This window comes from Arenimonas metalli CF5-1, from assembly GCF_000747155.1.
GTDB lineage: Bacteria > Pseudomonadota > Gammaproteobacteria > Xanthomonadales > Xanthomonadaceae > Arenimonas > Arenimonas metalli.
Window position 1 is genome coordinate 1 of the sequence record NZ_AVCK01000010.1, and the last position, 15,786, is coordinate 15,786.

The window sequence follows — 15,786 nt, forward strand, 5'->3', positions numbered from 1 at the left end:
GGCGGGCAGCCACGGCGTGGCCACGCGCTGGAAGTCGAGCAGGCGGCCCAGCAGCGACGGTCGCGCCAGCAGCCAGCCGGCCACGCGCTCGCGCCGCGGCGGCGGCGTCCGCTGGGCCTGCGCGGCCCGGGCGCCCAGCAGCAGGGCGCCGTATTCGACGCCGGCGGGGCAGGCCTGTTCGCAGCGGCGGCAGCCCAGGCAGTGGTCGAGGTGGGTGTCGCCGGCGGGCGTGGGCTCGAGCTGGCCCGAGGCGACGGCGCGGATGTAGGCTATGCGGCCACGCGGGGATTCGGCCTCGCTGCGGTCCAGCCCGTAGGTCGGGCAATGCGGCAGGCAGAGCCCGCACTGCACGCAGCGGTCGGCCAGCGCCACCAGGCCGGCGGCAGGCGCGCCGGGCGCGGGGCGGGGGGCCGTTTCGGGCGGCGTGGGCATGGCGGGATGCTAACACGGCGTGATTCCGGGCTTGCACGGGCCCAAAAGGGCCGCTATCATTCCGCCTCTTTCCACCCCGATTTCTATTTGGAGCCGTCATGAAGACCATGACCGTCAGCGCCAACGCCCAGACCGTCAAGCAAGACTGGTACGTGGTCGATGCCAGCGGCAAGACCCTGGGCCGCCTGTGCTCGGAACTCGCGCGCCGTCTGCGCGGCAAGCACAAGCCGGAATACACCCCGCACGTTGATACGGGTGACTACCTCGTCGTGATCAACGCCGAGAAGATCCACGTCACCGGCAACAAGCTGCAGGACAAGAAGTACCACCGCTTCACCGGCTACGTCGGCAACCTGAAGACCGAGTCCCTCGGCCAGGCCCTCGACGCCCACCCGGAGCGCGTGATCGAGATCGGCGTCAAGGGCATGCTCCCGAAGAACCCGCTCGGCCGCGCCATGTTCCGCAAGCTCAAGGTGTACAAGGGCTCGGAGCATCCGCACACCGCCCAGCAGCCGCAGGCTCTGGACTTCAAGGCTTAAGGCACAGACATGGCTATCCAGCAGAACTACGGCACCGGCCGTCGCAAGTCCTCCACCGCCCGCGTGTTCATGCGTTCGGGCACCGGCAAGATCGTCGTCAACGGCCGTCCGGTCGACGAGTTCTTCGGCCGCGAGACCTCGCGCATGATCGTGCGCCAGCCGCTGGTCGTCAGCCAGATGGGCGACAAGTTCGACTTCACCGTCACGGTCGAGGGCGGTGGCATCACCGGCCAGGCCGGCGCCATCCGCCTGGGCATCGCCCGCGCGCTGGTCGAGTACAACGACACCCTGAAGCCGGAACTGCGCAAGGCCGGCCTCATGACCCGCGACGCCCGCGAGGTCGAGCGCAAGAAGGTCGGCCTGCACAAGGCCCGCCGCGCCACCCAGTTCTCGAAGCGCTAATCGTTTCGTAAACTGGCGGCGTCCCCGAATTGGGGGATCGTCTAATGGTAGGACTGCAGACTCTGACTCTGCCTATCTAGGTTCGAATCCTAGTCCCCCAGCCAAAATGAAGAGGGCCCCCGAAAGGGGGCCCTCTTCACTTTGGCTGGGGGGAAGGCAAGTCGGACCTCGTTCGAAGAAATCGTCCGGAACGATTTCTGTCGCCGAAGCGGAGGGCCAGGTCCATGGATGGACCTGGCAATCCTGGTCCCCCAGCCCCCGCGAAGCGAGCGCCTTGCTCCCTGTAGGAGGGCCTTCAGGCCCGAAGCCCTTCGCGAAAAAGCTCCGGGCCTGAAGGCCCTCCTACCCGAATCCCGGCCAGCGGCGATAGACTCGGCGCATACGCCTCCGGAGTCAGCCCATGCCCGTCCCCGCCGACCACCTGGCCCGCCTGTTCCCGCTCGAATCGCTGCGCCAGGAAACCCGCGACCAGCTGGCCCGCGAGGCGTCGGTGTCCGATTACGGCCGCAACGAGAACGTGTTCGAGGCCGGCGACCTGGACGAGGACACCATCTACCTGCTCGACGGCGAGCTGCGCTGCAACTACCCCGATGGCCGCAGCGTCGCCCACGTCGCCAACGCCCCGCACGGCCGCTATTCGCTCAACGACGCGGTGCCGCGCCGCTTCACCGCCAAGGTGGTGTCGTCCAAGGCGCGGGTGATGCGCATCGACCGCCGCTACCTCGAGAAGCTGATTACCTGGGACCAGCTCAGCCGCGACGAGAACTACCGCCATTTCGGATCGGCCCCGGGCGGCAACAACTGGGTGTTCCGCCTGCTGCGCAGCCAGGCCTTCGCGCGCCTGCCCACCGGCAACATCGAGAAGATGTTCCAGCTGTTCGAGCCGGTGAGCGTCAAGCCCAGCGAGATCGTGATGCGCGAGGGCGACGCGCCGGATTATTTCTACGTGGTGCGGGAAGGCACTGCCTCGATCTCGAAGTACCTCGACGGCGCGCCGCAAGTGGTCGCCTACCTGCGCGAGGGCGACACCTTCGGCGAGGACGCGCTGCTGTCGAACCTGCCCCGCAACGCCACCGTGCGCATGATGCAGGGCGGCCAGCTGATGCGGCTTTCGCGCGAGGCCTTCGAGGCCGTGCTCAAGCCGCCGATGCTGTCGTGGGTGCTCCCGGCCGAGGCCGCGCGCCTGGTGCAGGGCGGCGCCGCGCTGCTGGACGTGCGCATGCCCGAGGAACACGCGCAGCGCGCGATCGACGGTTCCGTCAACGTGCCGCTGTACCGCCTGCGCGAAGACATCGCCAACGTGCTGCCCTCGGGCGCGCGCGTGGTCGTGTACTGCAACACCGGCGAGCGCTCGGCCGCCGCCGCCTTCGTGCTCAAGCGCCTCGGCTATGAAGTGAGCGCCCTGCATGGCGGCCTCGGCGCCATGCTGCGCCTGCTGGCGGCCAACGCCCCGACGTGAGCCGCGTTGGCAGCGACGCGTGGTTGAGGTGGACTTCAGTTCCAGCCTGAATAACCGGCGGTCAACTTTTAGGAAATAGTGAAGAGGAGATAGGAATTAGTGAAGAGCGGAACCCCGCTTTTACTATCTCCTATCTCCTCTTCACTATTTCCTCTCTTTCAAACACCCACTACCTCGCCACCACCCGCACCTGCCCATTGATAATGACGTCATCGGCCGGCCGCGCCGCGAACAACCCACAGGCCACCACGCCGACGATCTGGTTGAGCTTGGCCTCCAGGCCCACCGGGTCGGTGATGCGCCAGTGGTGCACGTCGAGGATCCAGTTGCCGTTGTCGGTGGTCACGCCTTCGCGCCACACCGGCTGGCCGCCGAGCTCCACGATGCGGCGCGCGACCAGGCTGCGCGCCATCGGGATCACTTCCACCGGCAGCGGGAACTGGCCCAGCACCTCGACCTGCTTGGCCTCGTCGATGATGCAGATGAAGCGCTCGCTGGCCTCGGCGATGATCTTCTCGCGCGTGAGCGCCGCGCCGCCGCCCTTGATCAGCCGGTTGTACGGGTCGCACTCGTCGGCGCCGTCCACGTAGAGCTTGAGCGGGCCGACCGCGTTGAGGTCGAACACCGGGATGCCGTGCGACTTGAGCTGGCGCGTGCTCTGCTCGGAGCTCGACACCGCGCCCTCGATGCGGCCCTTCATCCGCGCCAGGCCGTCGATGAAGAAGGCCACGGTGGAGCCGGTGCCGACGCCGACCACGGTGCCGTCCTCGACGTATTCGAGCGCCTTCTCGGCGGCGAGTTTCTTCTGTGCGTCGCGGGACATCGGCGGCTCCGGCTTATTCGAGGGAAAGGATGTGCTTGTACTGCGCGGCGGTCACCGGCAGCACCGAGAGGCGGTTGCCGCGGCGGAGCAGGGCGAAATCCTCGCCCAGCGTTTCCGCCTCCGCGCGCATGTCGTCCAGCGACACCACGCGCTTGAGCTTGCGCACGAAGCCAACGTCCACCAGCCACCAGCGCGGCTCCTCGGGCTTGCTGGCGGCGTCGTAGTAATCGGATTTCTTCTGGAACTGGGTCGGGTCCGGGTAGGCCACCGACACCACTTCCGCCAGCCCCGCCACGCCGGGCACGGCGCAGTTGGAGTGGTAGAAGAGGATGCCGTCGCCGACCTTCATGTCCTTCATCATGAAGTTGCGCGCCTGGTAGTTGCGCACGCCGGTCCAGGGCTCGCGGCCCACCTTTTCCAGGGCCTCGATCGAGAACTCGTCGGGCTCGGATTTCATCAGCCAGTATTTCCTCATGCCGGCATTATCGCCCGAACGCGTGGAATCCGGCTTCGGTCGCGATCGCGTCCAGCGGCACGTCCCAGTCCTCGGCGACCAGGCCGTCGGTCTCCTGGCAGGCGTAGCCGACGCCGACCAGGCGGGGCGGTGCGGCCCGCCCGCGGCGGAAGCCGAAGGCGCGGTCGTAGTAACCGCCGCCCATGCCCAGCCGCGTGCCGTCGCGGGCGAAGCCGAGCAGGGGCAGCAGCACCACGGCCATATCCGCCGGCGCCAGCGTGGTGTCGGCCACCGGTTCAGGGATGCCATAGCGATTGGGCGCCAGCGGGTCGCCCGCGCGCCAGGGCGCGAAGCGCAGGTCGCCGTCGGGCATGGCCACCGGCAGGCACCAGACCTGGCCGGGCGCGAGGCGCAGCTGCACGGCGTGCAGGGGCAGTTCGCCGTTCACGGCCCAGTAGCCGGCGACGTAGCCGGGCTCGCGCAGTTCGGGGCGTTCGCCCAGGTGCCGGGCGACGGCATCGGCGGCCGCGAGGCGTTCGCCGGGGCGCAGGGCCGCGCGGCGGGCGCGCAGTTCGGCGCGGAGGTCGGCGCGCGTCGAAGTCAAAGAAGTTCCTCCACCATGCCGATGCGTACGAAACGACCTTGATCCCAGGGATCAAGTGGGTACCCGATCCGCCGCTTCAGGCTTTCCGCAGCAGGGCGGACATGCACACCGCGGTCGGGGCGGATTCCCGGGTCGTGTTTATGGGACAAGGCGTAATGTTAGGCACGCTGTCGAACACGGCAGAGGACGCCGCGATTATAGACCCGTGGCCTAACGGAAGAGTGAACGCGTCAGCGCGGGGCGTCGAAGAGGCCGTCGAGCTTGCGGTTGAGTTCGCCCAGGGTGCGGGCGAGGGCCTGGTCGCGCTGGTCGGCGGCCTGCCTGAGCTGCTGCAGCTCGTGGGCGAGGTTGAGCGCGGTGAGCACGGCGACGCGGTCGATGGCGGCCATGCGGTTGCTGCCGCGGACTTCGCGCATGCGGGCGTCGAGCAGCTGCGCCGCCGCCACCAGGCTGTCGCGTTCCGAGGGCTCGACGCCGACGGTGTATTCGCGGTCCAGGATCTTGACGTTGACCGGCTCGCTCACGCGTTGTGCTCCAGCGACTTGAGCCGCGTGATCATGGCTTCCACCCGGGAGCGGGCCTGCTCGTTCTTGTTCAGCAACGCGGCCCGCTCGGCGACCAGCTGCTCCTGGCCCTGGCGCAGGCTCTTGTTCTCCTCGAGCAGCCGGCGATGCTGCTCCGCCAGGCGCTCGAAGCGCTCGGCCAGGGCCTGGAGCTGGGCAATCGGATCGTTCGGGCTCATCGCGGCCACCTTAGGCGGGGCGGGGGAAGGGGTCAATACGGGGCCGGGATGGCGGCCACGGTGCCGGGCTGCCAGCTGCGGATGAAGGCCAGGCAGCGGTGCGAATCCAGGGGCGGCGACAGCCAGAAGCCCTGGATCTCGTCGCAGCCCTGCTCGCGCAGGTAGCTAAGCTGCTGCTCGCTCTCCACGCCTTCGGCGATCACGTTCAGGCCTAGCGAGTGGCCCATGGTGATGACGGTGGCGGTGATGGCCTCGTCGTCGGGGTCGCGGGTGAGGTCGCCGATGAATTCCTTGTCGATCTTCAGCGTGTCGATCGGCAGGCGCTTGAGGTAGACCAGCGAGGAATAGCCGGTGCCGAAGTCGTCGATGGCGAGCGTGATGCCGAGCTTGCGCAGCTCGTTGAGCACGTGGGTGGTCTGCTCGGCGTTCTGCATCACCATCGACTCGGTGACTTCCAGCTCGATGCGGTTGGCCGGCACGCCCAGGTCGTGGATCAGGCTGCGCAGCGTGAGCGGCAGGTTGCCGCGCAGCAGCTGCAGCACCGAGACGTTGATGCCGATCGAAATCTCGCTCAGGCCGTGGCCGCGCCAGCGCTTGAGCGTCTGCAGCGCCTCGCTCAGCACCCAGTCGCCGATCTGCAGGATCAGGCCCGATTCCTCGGCGAGCGGGATGAACACGGTCGGCGGGATTTCGCCCAGCTCGGCGCTGTGCCAGCGCAGCAGCGCCTCGACGCCGGTGATGCGGCCGTCGGCCAGCGCCATGCGCGGCTGGTACACGAGCCGGAACTCGCCGCGGTCGAGCGCCTTGCGCAGCGAGGCCAGCACGGTGGCGCGCCGGCGCGACTCGGCGTCCATGGTTTCGTTGTAGATCTGGTAGGTGTTCCGGCCCTCGGCCTTGGCCTGGTACATGGCCGTGTCCGAATACTTCAGCAGGTCGGTCGGCACCAGCGCGTGGTCGGGGTAGAGGCTGATGCCCAGCGACGGCGTGATCGACACGTCGTGGCGCTCGTCCACCTCGAGCGGCATCGAGAACGCGGTGAGGATCTCGCGCGCCATGCGCTCCACCGCCGGGATCGACTCGACGTCCTCCAGCACCACCGTGAACTCGTCGCCGCCCAGGCGCGCCACCGTGTCGGAAGCGCCGACCGTGGCCTGCAGGCGCGTGGCCGCGGCCTTGAGCAGGCGGTCGCCGGCGGCGTGGCCCAGCGAATCGTTGATGTCCTTGAAGCGGTCGAGGTCGAGGAACAGCACCGCCACCCGCGTTTCCTGCCGGCGCGCGCGCACGATGGCGCGGCCCAGGCGCTCGCTCAGCAGCGCGCGGTTGGGCAGGCCGGTCAGGGTGTCGTAGTTGGCGAGGTAGCGCAGCTCCTGCTCGGCGCGCTTCTTGTCGGTGATGTCGTTGACCACGGCGACGAAGTGGCTGCGCAGGCCCATCGCGTCGCGCACCTCGCTCATCTCGATCCAGCCGAGGAATTCCTCGCCGTCCTTGCGCTTCTGCCACATCTCGCCGGCCCAGTGGCCGGTGCGCTCGAGCACGTCGCGCACGCGGCGGTAGAACTCGGCGCTGTGCTGGCTGGAGTCGAGCAGGCGGCTGTTCTGGCCGATCACCTCTTCCTCGCTGTAGCCGGTGATGCGCGAGAAGGCCGGGTTGACCGAGATGAAGCGGAAGTCGAGGTCGATCACCGCCACGGCTTCGCTCATCGAGCGCAGCACTTCCAGCGCCACGCGGCGCTCGCGCTCGGCGCGGCGGATGATGGTGATGTCGCGGGCGGTGCCGGCCATGCGCAGCGGGCTGCCGCTGGCGTCGCGCTCGACCACCTTGCCGCGCGAACGCACCCAGACCCACTCGCCGCGCGCGTTGCGGATGCGGTGCTCGGACTCGAACACGTCGGTGTGGCCGACGATGTGTTCCTGCAGCAGCTTCTGCACCCTCGGCAGGTCCTCGGGGTGGATCGAGTGCGTGCGCCAGTCGTCGGTGCTCAGCTCCTCGCGGCTGCCCTGGCCCAGCAGCTGGTTGGCGCCGAGGCGGTAGAGGCTGTTCTCGCGGATGTTCCAGTCCCAGAACTCGTCGCCGGAGCCCCATAGCGCCAGGTTCAGCCGCTCCTCGCGCTCGCGGATCTCGCCGAGCAGTGACGTTTCCTGGCGCCGGCGGTGGGTCCAGACCCGCCACAGCAGCCAGCCCAGGAACAGGGCGATGGCGAACAGCACCAGCTGCAGCGCGAAGCCCGAGCCCGGGGCGTGCGGGGCCTGGGCATGGACGGCCGCGGGCGCGAGCATCGCCCCGAGGCTGCAGGCCGCGAGGCCTCGCCCCGGACGCATGCCACTGATTCGCGAACGCGCCATTGGGCCCGGATTTCCCCTGATTACGATCACCCCTGAACCACGGCAGTGTAGGGTGGCGCTAACACCGCCACAAGCGCCGTCCGGCCGGCGCCGGCGGGCCTTGCTAGAATGCGGCCACCCCGCCAGCCCCGACCCCATGCCAGACGCCCAGTTGCCCGACCACGCCGAACTCGTCGCCGAACTCCAGGGCCTGGAGGCCGGCCTCGAACCCTGCGAGCTGCACGGCTCGCTGTGTGGCTACCTGTCGGGCGGCGGCAAGCACGATCGCCGCACCTGGTTCGCGCAGGTAATGGCCGATCCGCTGCTGTCGGCGCCGGAAGCGGACGGCGCGCTGGACCGGCTGTATTCGGCCAGCACCCAGCAGCTGGAGTCGCCCGATTTCGAGTTCGAGCTCCTGCTGCCCGCCGAAGGCCACCCGGTCAGCGAGCGCGGCGACGGCCTGGTGGCCTGGTGCCGCGGTTTCCTCGGCGGCTTCGGCCTGGCCGCCGGCGCCAAGCCGCCGCTGTCGGACGAATCGGAGGAAGCGCTCGGCGACATCGCCCGCATCGCCGCCAGCGACCTCAGCTACGAGGACCCGGAGGCCGATGCCGCCGCGCTCGAGGAAGTGTCCGAGTTCATCCGGGTCGCGGTGATGCTGCTGCACAGCGACTGCGTGCTGGGTCCCCGGCACCGCCGCAAGCTCAACTGAGGCGACCGTGATCAAGGCCGCCGAGTTCGCCCGCCGCCGCAAGCAGCTCATGCGCATGGCGGACGACGACGCCATCATCATCCTGCCCAGCGCGCCGCTGCGCGTGCGCAGCCACGACACGCATTTCCCCTACCGCCAGGACAGCGATTTCTGGTACCTCTCCGGGTTCCCGGAGCCCGAGGCGGTGCTGGTGCTGGTGCCGGGCCGCAAGCACGGCGAGGCGCTGCTGTTCTGCCGCGAGCGCGACCCCGAGCGCGAGGCCTGGGACGGCCCGCGCGCCGGGCCGGAGGGTGCGGTGGAGGCCTTCGGCGTCGACGACGCCTACCCGATCGCCGACCTCGACGAGATCCTGCCCGGCCTGCTGGAAGGCCGTTCGCGCGTCTACTACCACTTCGGCCGCGACACCGAGTTCGACCTCAAGCTGATCGGCTGGGTGAACCGCGTGCGTTCGCAGGTGCGCCAGGGCGCGCAGCCCCCGCACGAGTTCCTTGAGCTGGGCCACCTGCTGCACGAGCTGCGCCTGTTCAAGAGCGCGGCCGAACTCAAGCTGATGCGCGAGTCGGCCCGCATCGCCTGCGAGGCGCAGCGTGCGGCGATGCTCGCCACCCGCCCCGGCGGCCGCGAGTACGAGGTCGAGGCCGCGCTGCAGTTCACGTACCGCCGCAACAACGCCGTCGCGGCCTACGAGCCGATCGTCGGTTCGGGCCCGAACGCCTGCGTGCTGCACTACCGCGACAACAACGCGCCCACCGCCGACGGCGACCTGCTGCTCTGCGACGCCGGCGCCGAGTACGCCGGCTACGCCTCCGACATCACCCGCACCTGGCCGGTGAACGGCCGCTACTCGAAGGAGCAGCGCGCGCTGTACGAGGTGGTGCTGGCGGCGCAGCACGCCGCGCTGGCCAAGGCCCGCCCGGGCCAGCCCTGGATCGCCGGCCACGACGCCGCGGTGGAAGTGCTGTCCGAGGGCCTGCTGTCGCTGGGCCTGCTCAAGGGCTCGCTGAAGTCGGTGCTGGCCAGCGGCGCCTACAAGAAGTTCTACATGCACAAGACCGGCCACTGGCTGGGCCTGGACGTGCATGACGTCGGCGAATACAAGCTCGCCGGCGAGTACCGCGAGCTCGAGCCCGGCATGGTCTTCACGATCGAGCCCGGCCTCTACATCGCCCCCGGCGCCAAGGGCGTCCCCGCGAAGTGGCAGGGCATCGGCATCCGCATCGAGGACGACGTCCTGGTGACGAAGGCCGGGCACGAGGTGCTGACGGATGCCGTGCCGAAGGCGGTGGATGAGGTGGAGGCGGTGTTGGCGGGGCGTTGAAGGCCGGGGGCGGTGGGGGGAGAGCCGTACGGGAGCAGGAAATTGGGAAGAGGAGGTAGGAGATAGTGGTGAGGGGCCGAGGACTGGTTGAAAAAAATGGGCCTCCGCGCTAGCGCGCCGTCGCAACGCTTTTCACTATCTCCTACCTTCTCTTCACTATTTCCTGCTTTCCCCCACGCCTCACATATCGTGCTTCGCGACATCCAATCCCCGCGCCACGTATTGCTTCCAGCGTTCACGCAGCGGGCCGCGCGCGGAGTCATCGGCGGGGACGACTTCCAGCACGCGGTCGAAGCCGTCGGGGACGGCCTCGTCGCGGAGGTTGAGCACGAGCGGGCGCAGCGCCGCATCGTGTTCGGGCGCGGCGATCAGCACCGGCACTTCGTCCTCGTCCTCGTCCGCGCCGACGATCTGGTGCGGCACGTAGGCATCCGGGTCGAAGGACCACAGCAGGTCGTCCAGCATCTCGGCCTGCGCGCTGCTGGCGCACAGCACCAGCATCGGCAGGCCGGCGTCGCTGGCCTTGCGGGCCAGCTCGCAGGCGAGCAGCAGCGGCTGCTCGCGGAAGCGTGGCTTGCCGATCAGGTAGAAATCGGCGCGCGCCATCTCAGCCGGCCTGGTCGATCAGCCACTGCGTCAGCAGGCCGACCGGGCGGCCGCTGGCCAGGCCTTTGCGGCCGTCGCCATTGGCGACGCCGGCGATGTCCAGGTGCGCCCAGCGCTGGCCTTCGGTGAAGCGGGCGAGGAAGCAGCCCGCGGTGATCGCGCCGGCGTTCTTGCCGCCGATGTTGTAGACGTCGGCGAAGGCCGACTCGAGCTGGGTCTGGTACTCGTCCCACAGCGGCAGGCGCCAGGCGCGGTCGAACACGGTGTCGCCCGCCTCCAGCAGCTCGTTGGCCAGGTCGTCGTGCTTGCTCATCAGGCCGGCCGCGAACTTGCCCAGGGCGACTACGCAGGCGCCGGTGAGGGTGGCGACGTCGACGGTGGCCTGCGGCTCATACTTCTGCACGTAGGTGAGCGCGTCGCACAGGATCAGGCGGCCCTCGGCGTCGGTGTTGCCGACTTCGATCGTCTTGCCCGACATCGAGGTGAGGATGTCGCTGGGGCGGTAGGCGTCGGCGTCGGGCATGTTCTCGACCGCCGGCACCACCATGACCAGGTTCACCGGCAGCTGCATCTTCGCCACCGCGGCGAAGGTGCCGATGACGGTGGCGGCGCCGCACATGTCGAACTTCATTTCCTCGATGCCGCCCTGCACCTTGAGGTTGATGCCGCCGGTGTCGAAGGTGATGCCCTTGCCGACCAGGGCATGCGGCTTGGCCTTGCCCGCGCCGGTGTAGCGCAGCACGATCAGGCGCGGCGGGTTGGCCGAGCCGCGGGCCACGGCCAGCAGCGAGCCCATGCCCAGCTTCTCCATGTCGGCGCGCTCGAGGATCTCGGCCTCGACGTTGGCGTGCTCGGCGGCGATCTTGCGGGCGGTGTCGGCCAGGTAGCCCGGGTTGCAGATGTTCGGCGGCAGGTTGCCCAGCTCGCGCGCCAACTCCACGCCGGCGGCGATCGCGACGCCGCGCGCGAAGTCGGCGCGCTGCGCGTCCGCGCCCAGCACGGCCAGCTTCGCCAGGCCCGGCTCGTCCTTCTTGCTGCGGGTGGCGGTGTAGCGGTACGCGGCGTGGTCGGCGGCGATCACCGCCTGGCGCACGTTCCAGGCGGCGTCGCGGCCGCCGACCGCGATCTCGGACAGGGTGAGCAGGGCGCTGTCGGCCGGGCCGGTGCGCAGCGCGCGCACGGCGTCGGCGACGGCCTTGAGGTACTGCGGCACGCCGAACTTTCCGGCCTCGCCCAGGCCCACCACCAGCACGCGCGGCGCGGCGATGCCGGGCACGTCGGGCAGCAGGGCGGTGCGGCCGGTCTTGCCCGAGAGGTCGCCGCGGGCGGCGAGGGCGGCGAGCTTGCCGCCGCTGGCCTTGTCCACGGCCTGGCCCGAGGGCGCGAAGCGGCCGTCGGCGAACAGGCCCACCACCAGGCAATCGGTGGCGGCGGTGGCGGGATCGGCGTGGTTCAGTTGAAATTCGAGGGCCATGGTCTGGGATTCCGTACAATCGAAGGGGATTCGGGGCAGGCCTGCCGATTGTGGCGGCCCGCCGTGATGACCCCGCGATTCTAGCAACTCAGCCCCACGCCCACTCCCGCCCCGGCCAGGACGCCCCATTGCTGCTGATCGAACGCTACCTGCTGCGCCAGTTCGTCCTCAGCGTGGCCGCCGTGGCCGCGATCCTGCTGATGGTGGGCCTGGGCGGCCTGCTGGTGGACCTGATGTCCGACATCGCTCGCGGCCAGGTGCCGGCGGCGCTGCTGCTGTCGCAGCTGGGCCTGCGCTCGCTGCAGGTGCTGCCCCTGCTGATGCCGCTGGCGCTGTTCGTCGGCCTGCTGCTGGCCGTGGGCCACCTGTATGGCGACAGCGAGATGGCCGTGCTGTCCTCGGTGGGCCTGGGCCCGCAGAAGCTGTGGCGGCCGCTGCTCATGGTCACGCTGCCGGTGGCCGTGATCGTCGCGCTGAGTTCGCTGTGGCTGGCGCCGGCCGGCGCCCGCATCGCCCGCGACATGATCGAGACCGCCAACCGCAGCTTCCTGGTCGCCGGGCTCGAGGCGGGGCGCTTCCTCGAACTGCCCGGGCGCGCCGGCATCCTCTACGTCGGCGAGCTGAGTAGCGACGGCACGCGCTTCCGGCAGATGTTCGTCCAGACCGAGCGCGATGGCCGCCTCGACGTGATTACCGCCCGCGACGGCGAGATCTTCTTCGACGAGGAGACCGGCCGCTTCCTGCGCCTGCGCGATGGCTTCCGGGTGGAGGGCACGCCGGCGGCCAAGGATTTCCGGCTGATGCGCTTCGACCAGAACGAGCTGCGCATCCCCGACCGCGAGGTCGAGGCCGAAGCCGAGGAGATCGAGGCGCGCCGCACCCGCGAGCTGCTGGCGCAAACCGACGCCGCCGCGCGCGCCGAACTGCACTGGCGCATCGCCACGCCGCTGCTGACGCTGGCGCTGGGCTTCCTGGCCATGCCGCTGGGCCGCGGCGAGCCGCGCCAGGCGCGCTACGGCCGCATCCTCGCGGCGCTGCTGATCTACATCAACGCCATGGCCCTGCTGATGCTGGGCAAGGGCTGGCTGGCGACGGGCGCGCTGCCGGCCTGGGCCGGCCTGTGGTGGCTGCTGCTGCCGATGGCGCTGCTGGCCGGGTGGCTGTTCCGCACCGACGGCCGCCTGCGCCGCCCGCGCCCGGTGCCGGCATGATCGCCCGCCTGCGCCCGCGCATCATCGACCTGTACCTGGCGCGCACGGTGCTGCTGACGGCGCTGGCCACCTGGGCGGTGCTGCTGGGCTTCGACCTGATGACGGCGCTGTTCAACGAGCTCGACGAGGTGGGCGAGGGCGGCTACACGCTCAGCCACGCCGTGCTCTACACCGCCTACACGGTGCCGCGGCGCATGTACGAACTGTTCCCGACCGTGGCCCTGATCGGCTGCGTGCTCGGCCTGGGCGGGCTGTCGGCGCGCTCGGAGCTGACCGCGATGCGCTCGGCGGGCATGTCGCGGCTGCGCATCGGCCTGGGCGCGCTGCTGTCGCTGGGCCTGCTCACGGCGCTGATGATGGTCAACGCCGAGACGATCGCGCCGCGCGGCGAGCAGAACGCGCAGGCGGTGGCGAACGCGGCCAAGTCGGGGGACATGGTGGTGGCCCGCCTGTCGGGCCTGTGGCTGCGCGAAGGCAACAGCTACCTCAACGCCCGCGATGGCGCCCGCCGCGAATCCGAGGACGGCGCCTGGACCGAACTGCAGGGCGTGCGGCTGTTCGAGTTCGACGACGAAGGCCGGCTCGTGTCGCTGGCCGAGGCCCGGATCGCCGAGCACCGCGAGGACGGCTGGCGCCTGCGCGACGTCACCCGCGTGCGCTTCACGGGCCGCGCCGTCTCCAGCGAAACCATCGCCGAGGAGCGCTGGGAAACCGCGCTCGACGCCGACGCCCTGGCGTCGGCCGCCAAGCGCCCGCGCTACCTCAGCGCGGCCGAACTGCAGCGCAACATCGAGTACATGGAGCGCAACGGGCTCAACGCCAAGGCCTTCGAGAACGCCTACTGGGCGCGCTGGTACTACCCGGTGAACGTGGCGGTGCTGTGCCTGGCGGCGCTGCCGTTCGCGTTCGGTTCGCTGCGCTCGGGCGGCTTCGGCAAGCGGCTGTTCACCGCCATCGTCATCGGCGTCGCCTACCTGCTGGCGCAGCGGCTGGTGGTTAGCCTGTCGGATGTCTACGACTTCGATGCGCGGCTGGCCTACCTGCTGCCGCCGGTGGCGCTGCTGGTGCTGTGCTGGGGCCTGTTCGCGCGGCGCGAGTAGCGGCTAGCGCTGCAGCCGCACCAGCACGGTGCCGCTGGCGAGGTCGTGCCAGGTGCGGCGGTCGCGGTCCAGCAGCGACCACAGGAACCCCAGGCCGCCGGCGCCGAGCGACACGATCGAAACCGCGTAGCGCAGCCAGAGCTGCTTCGCCGTCGCGAGGCGGCCGTCGGGCGTGGTCACCTTCAGCCGCCACGGCCGCATGCCCAGCGTCTGCCCGGCGCGCCGCCACGACCACACGGCATACAGGCCGCTGACGCCCGCGCAGGCCAGCCACAGCACCAACTGGCCCGCGCTCCACGGCGCGAACGCCTCGTGGCTGGGCCGCAGCAGCAGCGCCAGGCCGCTCACGGCGAACCACAGCGCGATGTTCGGCATCGCGTCGTAGACCAGGGCGAGCACGCGCCAGGCCAGGTTGGCGGGGCGGGCGACGGGGGCGGCGGCATCATTCATGCGCACAGCATAGCGGCGCCGGCGGGGCCTCGCTAAGCTGTCCCGATGCCTTCCTCGCGCCCCGCCGACCGTCGCGCACGTGCCCAGGCGCTGCCGCCGGCGGCGCCGCAGGATGAGCGCGCGATCGCCGGCTTCCTCGACCGCGCCTGGGCCGAGTCCGGGCTGTCCAAGCTCACGCTCGACAGCTACCGGCGCGACCTCGAGGGCCTGGCGCGCTGGCTGGCCACGCGCGGCCGCGACCTCGCCGGCGTTGATCGCGAAGTGCTCTACGACTACCTCTCGCGCCGGACCACCGACGGCTACGCCGCGCGCAGCAACGCCCGGCTGCTGTCCGCGCTGCGCGCTTTCTACGGCCAGCAGGTGCGGATGGGCCTGCGCGAGGCCGACCCGACGGCGCTGCTCGATCCGCCCAAGCTGCGCCGCTCGCTGCCCAAGGCGCTGTCCGAAAGCGAAGTCGAGGCGCTGATCAACGCACCCGACACCGACACCCCGGCCGGGCTGCGCGACCGCGCCATGGTCGAGCTGATGTACGCCACCGGCCTGCGCGTGAGCGAACTGGTTAACCTGCCTGCCACCGCGCTGAACCTGCGCCAGGGCGTGGTGCGGGTGATGGGCAAGGGCAGCAAGGAGCGCCTGGTGCCGCTGGGCGAGGAGGCGCAGCACTGGCTCGAGCGCTACATCGCGCAGGCCCGCCCGGCGCTGGCCGGCGGCCGGGCCGCGGCGCCGCTGTTCCTGGGGCGGGGCGGCGAGGCCATCAGCCGGCAGCAGTTCTGGAACGTGGTCAAGCGCCTGGCCCTGCTGGCCGGCATCGACCCGGCCAAGGCCAGCCCGCACGGCCTGCGGCACAGCTTCGCCACCCACCTGCTCAACCACGGCGCCGACCTGCGCGCGCTGCAGATGCTGCTGGGGCACAGCTCGCTGTCCACCACCCAGATCTACACCCTGGTCGCGCGTGAAGGCCTCAAACGCCTGCACCAGCAGCACCACCCCCGTGCCTGAAGCCGCGCCGCCCGTGCCACAATCGGCGAACTTCCCGCCCCGGCCGCGGTCGTAGCCGCACTGATTCCGAAGGACGCCCCGAATGATCCGTCGCACCCTGCCCGTCGCCCTCCTGCTCAGCCTCACCGCCTGCGCTGCCGAGC

At 70.3% G+C, this 15,786-nt stretch carries 18 protein-coding genes, 1 tRNA gene and 1 other RNA gene; 9 read left to right on the forward strand and 11 right to left on the reverse strand.

Annotation, left to right across the window (positions count from 1 at the left end; all coding sequences use genetic code 11):
* A partial coding sequence (locus N787_RS03085; protein ID WP_034210733.1) for a (Fe-S)-binding protein occupies window positions 1-432 on the reverse strand: 432 nt, incomplete at its 3' end.
* Between the two features lie 107 nt (window positions 433-539).
* On the opposite strand from N787_RS03085, the gene rplM reads away from it, so the two are divergent.
* The 4 genes from rplM to N787_RS03105 all read left to right on the forward strand — a co-directional run bounded on the left by rplM (window position 540) and on the right by N787_RS03105 (window position 2,832).
* A complete protein-coding gene (rplM, locus tag N787_RS03090) occupies window positions 540-971 on the forward strand; it encodes a 50S ribosomal protein L13 (RefSeq protein WP_425387840.1) in 432 nt (143 codons plus the stop codon).
* A gap of 9 nt (window positions 972-980) precedes the next feature.
* The gene (gene rpsI, locus N787_RS03095; RefSeq protein WP_034210737.1) at window positions 981-1,373 is read left to right on the forward strand and encodes a 30S ribosomal protein S9; all 393 of its coding nucleotides are present in this window, start codon (window positions 981-983) and stop codon (window positions 1,371-1,373) included.
* Window positions 1,374-1,403: 30 nt separating this feature from the next.
* Window positions 1,404-1,477 (forward strand) — tRNA-Gln (locus N787_RS03100).
* Between the two features lie 296 nt (window positions 1,478-1,773).
* On the forward strand, window positions 1,774-2,832 hold the full coding sequence (locus N787_RS03105) for a cyclic nucleotide-binding domain-containing protein (protein ID WP_034210739.1): 1,059 nt from the start codon (window positions 1,774-1,776) through the stop codon (window positions 2,830-2,832).
* 169 nt (window positions 2,833-3,001) lie between these two features.
* On the opposite strand, the gene rpiA is transcribed toward N787_RS03105, so the two are convergent.
* The 7 genes from rpiA to N787_RS03135 form a co-directional block, all read right to left on the reverse strand.
* Window positions 3,002-3,655 carry a ribose-5-phosphate isomerase RpiA gene (gene rpiA, locus N787_RS03110; RefSeq protein WP_034210741.1) on the reverse strand — a complete coding sequence of 218 codons (654 nt, stop codon included), beginning with the start codon at window positions 3,653-3,655 and terminating at the stop codon, window positions 3,002-3,004.
* A gap of 13 nt (window positions 3,656-3,668) precedes the next feature.
* Window positions 3,669-4,130, reverse strand: a complete 462-nt coding sequence (locus N787_RS03115; protein ID WP_034210743.1) for an EVE domain-containing protein — start codon at window positions 4,128-4,130, stop codon at window positions 3,669-3,671.
* A 7-nt stretch (window positions 4,131-4,137) separates the two neighbouring features.
* Window positions 4,138-4,713, reverse strand: a complete 576-nt coding sequence (locus N787_RS03120) for a 5-formyltetrahydrofolate cyclo-ligase (RefSeq protein ID WP_034210745.1) — start codon at window positions 4,711-4,713, stop codon at window positions 4,138-4,140.
* Window positions 4,714-4,716: 3 nt separating this feature from the next.
* Window positions 4,717-4,902: non-coding RNA, 6S RNA (ssrS, locus tag N787_RS14610), on the reverse strand.
* A 41-nt stretch (window positions 4,903-4,943) separates the two neighbouring features.
* Window positions 4,944-5,237 carry a cell division protein ZapA gene (locus N787_RS03125; protein ID WP_034210747.1) on the reverse strand — a complete coding sequence of 98 codons (294 nt, stop codon included), beginning with the start codon at window positions 5,235-5,237 and terminating at the stop codon, window positions 4,944-4,946.
* Entirely contained in the window at window positions 5,234-5,455 is a 222-nt protein-coding gene (locus tag N787_RS03130; RefSeq protein WP_034210749.1) for a TIGR02449 family protein, read from the reverse strand. Before N787_RS03130 ends, N787_RS03125 begins: the two co-directional genes overlap by 4 nt.
* 32 nt (window positions 5,456-5,487) lie before the next feature.
* Entirely contained in the window at window positions 5,488-7,773 is a 2,286-nt protein-coding gene (locus tag N787_RS03135) for a putative bifunctional diguanylate cyclase/phosphodiesterase (protein WP_169742275.1), read from the reverse strand.
* 160 nt (window positions 7,774-7,933) lie between these two features.
* Between N787_RS03135 and N787_RS03140 the strand changes: the two genes are divergently transcribed.
* Both N787_RS03140 and N787_RS03145 read left to right on the forward strand, forming a co-directional pair.
* Window positions 7,934-8,485, forward strand: a complete 552-nt coding sequence (locus N787_RS03140) for a UPF0149 family protein (RefSeq protein ID WP_034210751.1) — start codon at window positions 7,934-7,936, stop codon at window positions 8,483-8,485.
* Window positions 8,486-8,492: 7 nt separating this feature from the next.
* Complete coding sequence (locus tag N787_RS03145; RefSeq protein ID WP_034210753.1) at window positions 8,493-9,803, forward strand: aminopeptidase P N-terminal domain-containing protein; 1,311 nt, start codon at window positions 8,493-8,495, stop codon at window positions 9,801-9,803.
* A 180-nt stretch (window positions 9,804-9,983) separates the two neighbouring features.
* Here N787_RS03145 and N787_RS03150 read toward each other — a convergent pair whose 3' ends face one another.
* Window positions 9,984-10,409 (reverse strand): DNA polymerase III subunit chi, encoded by a 426-nt coding sequence (locus tag N787_RS03150; protein WP_034210755.1) that lies wholly within the window; start codon window positions 10,407-10,409, stop codon window positions 9,984-9,986.
* A gap of 1 nt (window position 10,410) precedes the next feature.
* Window positions 10,411-11,883 carry a leucyl aminopeptidase gene (locus N787_RS03155; protein WP_034210757.1) on the reverse strand — a complete coding sequence of 491 codons (1,473 nt, stop codon included), beginning with the start codon at window positions 11,881-11,883 and terminating at the stop codon, window positions 10,411-10,413.
* 128 nt (window positions 11,884-12,011) lie between these two features.
* Here N787_RS03155 and lptF point away from each other — a divergent pair, with 128 nt between their 5' ends.
* A complete protein-coding gene (gene lptF / locus N787_RS03160) occupies window positions 12,012-13,094 on the forward strand; it encodes an LPS export ABC transporter permease LptF (RefSeq protein WP_034210759.1) in 1,083 nt (360 codons plus the stop codon).
* Window positions 13,091-14,194 (forward strand): LPS export ABC transporter permease LptG, encoded by a 1,104-nt coding sequence (gene lptG / locus N787_RS03165; RefSeq protein ID WP_034210761.1) that lies wholly within the window; start codon window positions 13,091-13,093, stop codon window positions 14,192-14,194. Before lptF ends, lptG begins: the two co-directional genes overlap by 4 nt.
* Before the next feature lie 3 nt (window positions 14,195-14,197).
* On the opposite strand, the gene N787_RS03170 is transcribed toward lptG, so the two are convergent.
* Complete coding sequence (locus N787_RS03170; protein WP_034210763.1) at window positions 14,198-14,644, reverse strand: RDD family protein; 447 nt, start codon at window positions 14,642-14,644, stop codon at window positions 14,198-14,200.
* 45 nt (window positions 14,645-14,689) lie between these two features.
* Between N787_RS03170 and xerD the strand changes: the two genes are divergently transcribed.
* Window positions 14,690-15,643, forward strand: a complete 954-nt coding sequence (xerD, locus tag N787_RS03175) for a site-specific tyrosine recombinase XerD (protein ID WP_034210765.1) — start codon at window positions 14,690-14,692, stop codon at window positions 15,641-15,643.
* Window positions 15,644-15,786: the final 143 nt, after the last annotated feature.

What these genes read in the sequence shown, in the direction of transcription:
- lptG (WP_034210761.1), top strand. Translation starts at nt 13,091, where the DNA reads ATGATCGCCCGCCTGCGCCCGCGCATCATCGACCTGTACCTGGCGCGC.
- N787_RS03135 (WP_169742275.1), bottom strand. Translation starts at nt 7,773, where the DNA reads ATGCGTCCGGGGCGAGGCCTCGCGGCCTGCAGCCTCGGGGCGATGCTC.
- N787_RS03155 (WP_034210757.1), bottom strand. Translation starts at nt 11,883, where the DNA reads ATGGCCCTCGAATTTCAACTGAACCACGCCGATCCCGCCACCGCCGCC.
- xerD (WP_034210765.1), top strand. Translation starts at nt 14,690, where the DNA reads ATGCCTTCCTCGCGCCCCGCCGACCGTCGCGCACGTGCCCAGGCGCTG.
- rplM (WP_425387840.1), top strand. Translation starts at nt 540, where the DNA reads ATGACCGTCAGCGCCAACGCCCAGACCGTCAAGCAAGACTGGTACGTG.
- N787_RS03150 (WP_034210755.1), bottom strand. Translation starts at nt 10,409, where the DNA reads ATGGCGCGCGCCGATTTCTACCTGATCGGCAAGCCACGCTTCCGCGAG.
- N787_RS03105 (WP_034210739.1), top strand. Translation starts at nt 1,774, where the DNA reads ATGCCCGTCCCCGCCGACCACCTGGCCCGCCTGTTCCCGCTCGAATCG.
- N787_RS03140 (WP_034210751.1), top strand. Translation starts at nt 7,934, where the DNA reads ATGCCAGACGCCCAGTTGCCCGACCACGCCGAACTCGTCGCCGAACTC.
- rpiA (WP_034210741.1), bottom strand. Translation starts at nt 3,655, where the DNA reads ATGTCCCGCGACGCACAGAAGAAACTCGCCGCCGAGAAGGCGCTCGAA.
- N787_RS03170 (WP_034210763.1), bottom strand. Translation starts at nt 14,644, where the DNA reads ATGAATGATGCCGCCGCCCCCGTCGCCCGCCCCGCCAACCTGGCCTGG.
- N787_RS03130 (WP_034210749.1), bottom strand. Translation starts at nt 5,455, where the DNA reads ATGAGCCCGAACGATCCGATTGCCCAGCTCCAGGCCCTGGCCGAGCGC.
- N787_RS03115 (WP_034210743.1), bottom strand. Translation starts at nt 4,130, where the DNA reads ATGAGGAAATACTGGCTGATGAAATCCGAGCCCGACGAGTTCTCGATC.
- rpsI (WP_034210737.1), top strand. Translation starts at nt 981, where the DNA reads ATGGCTATCCAGCAGAACTACGGCACCGGCCGTCGCAAGTCCTCCACC.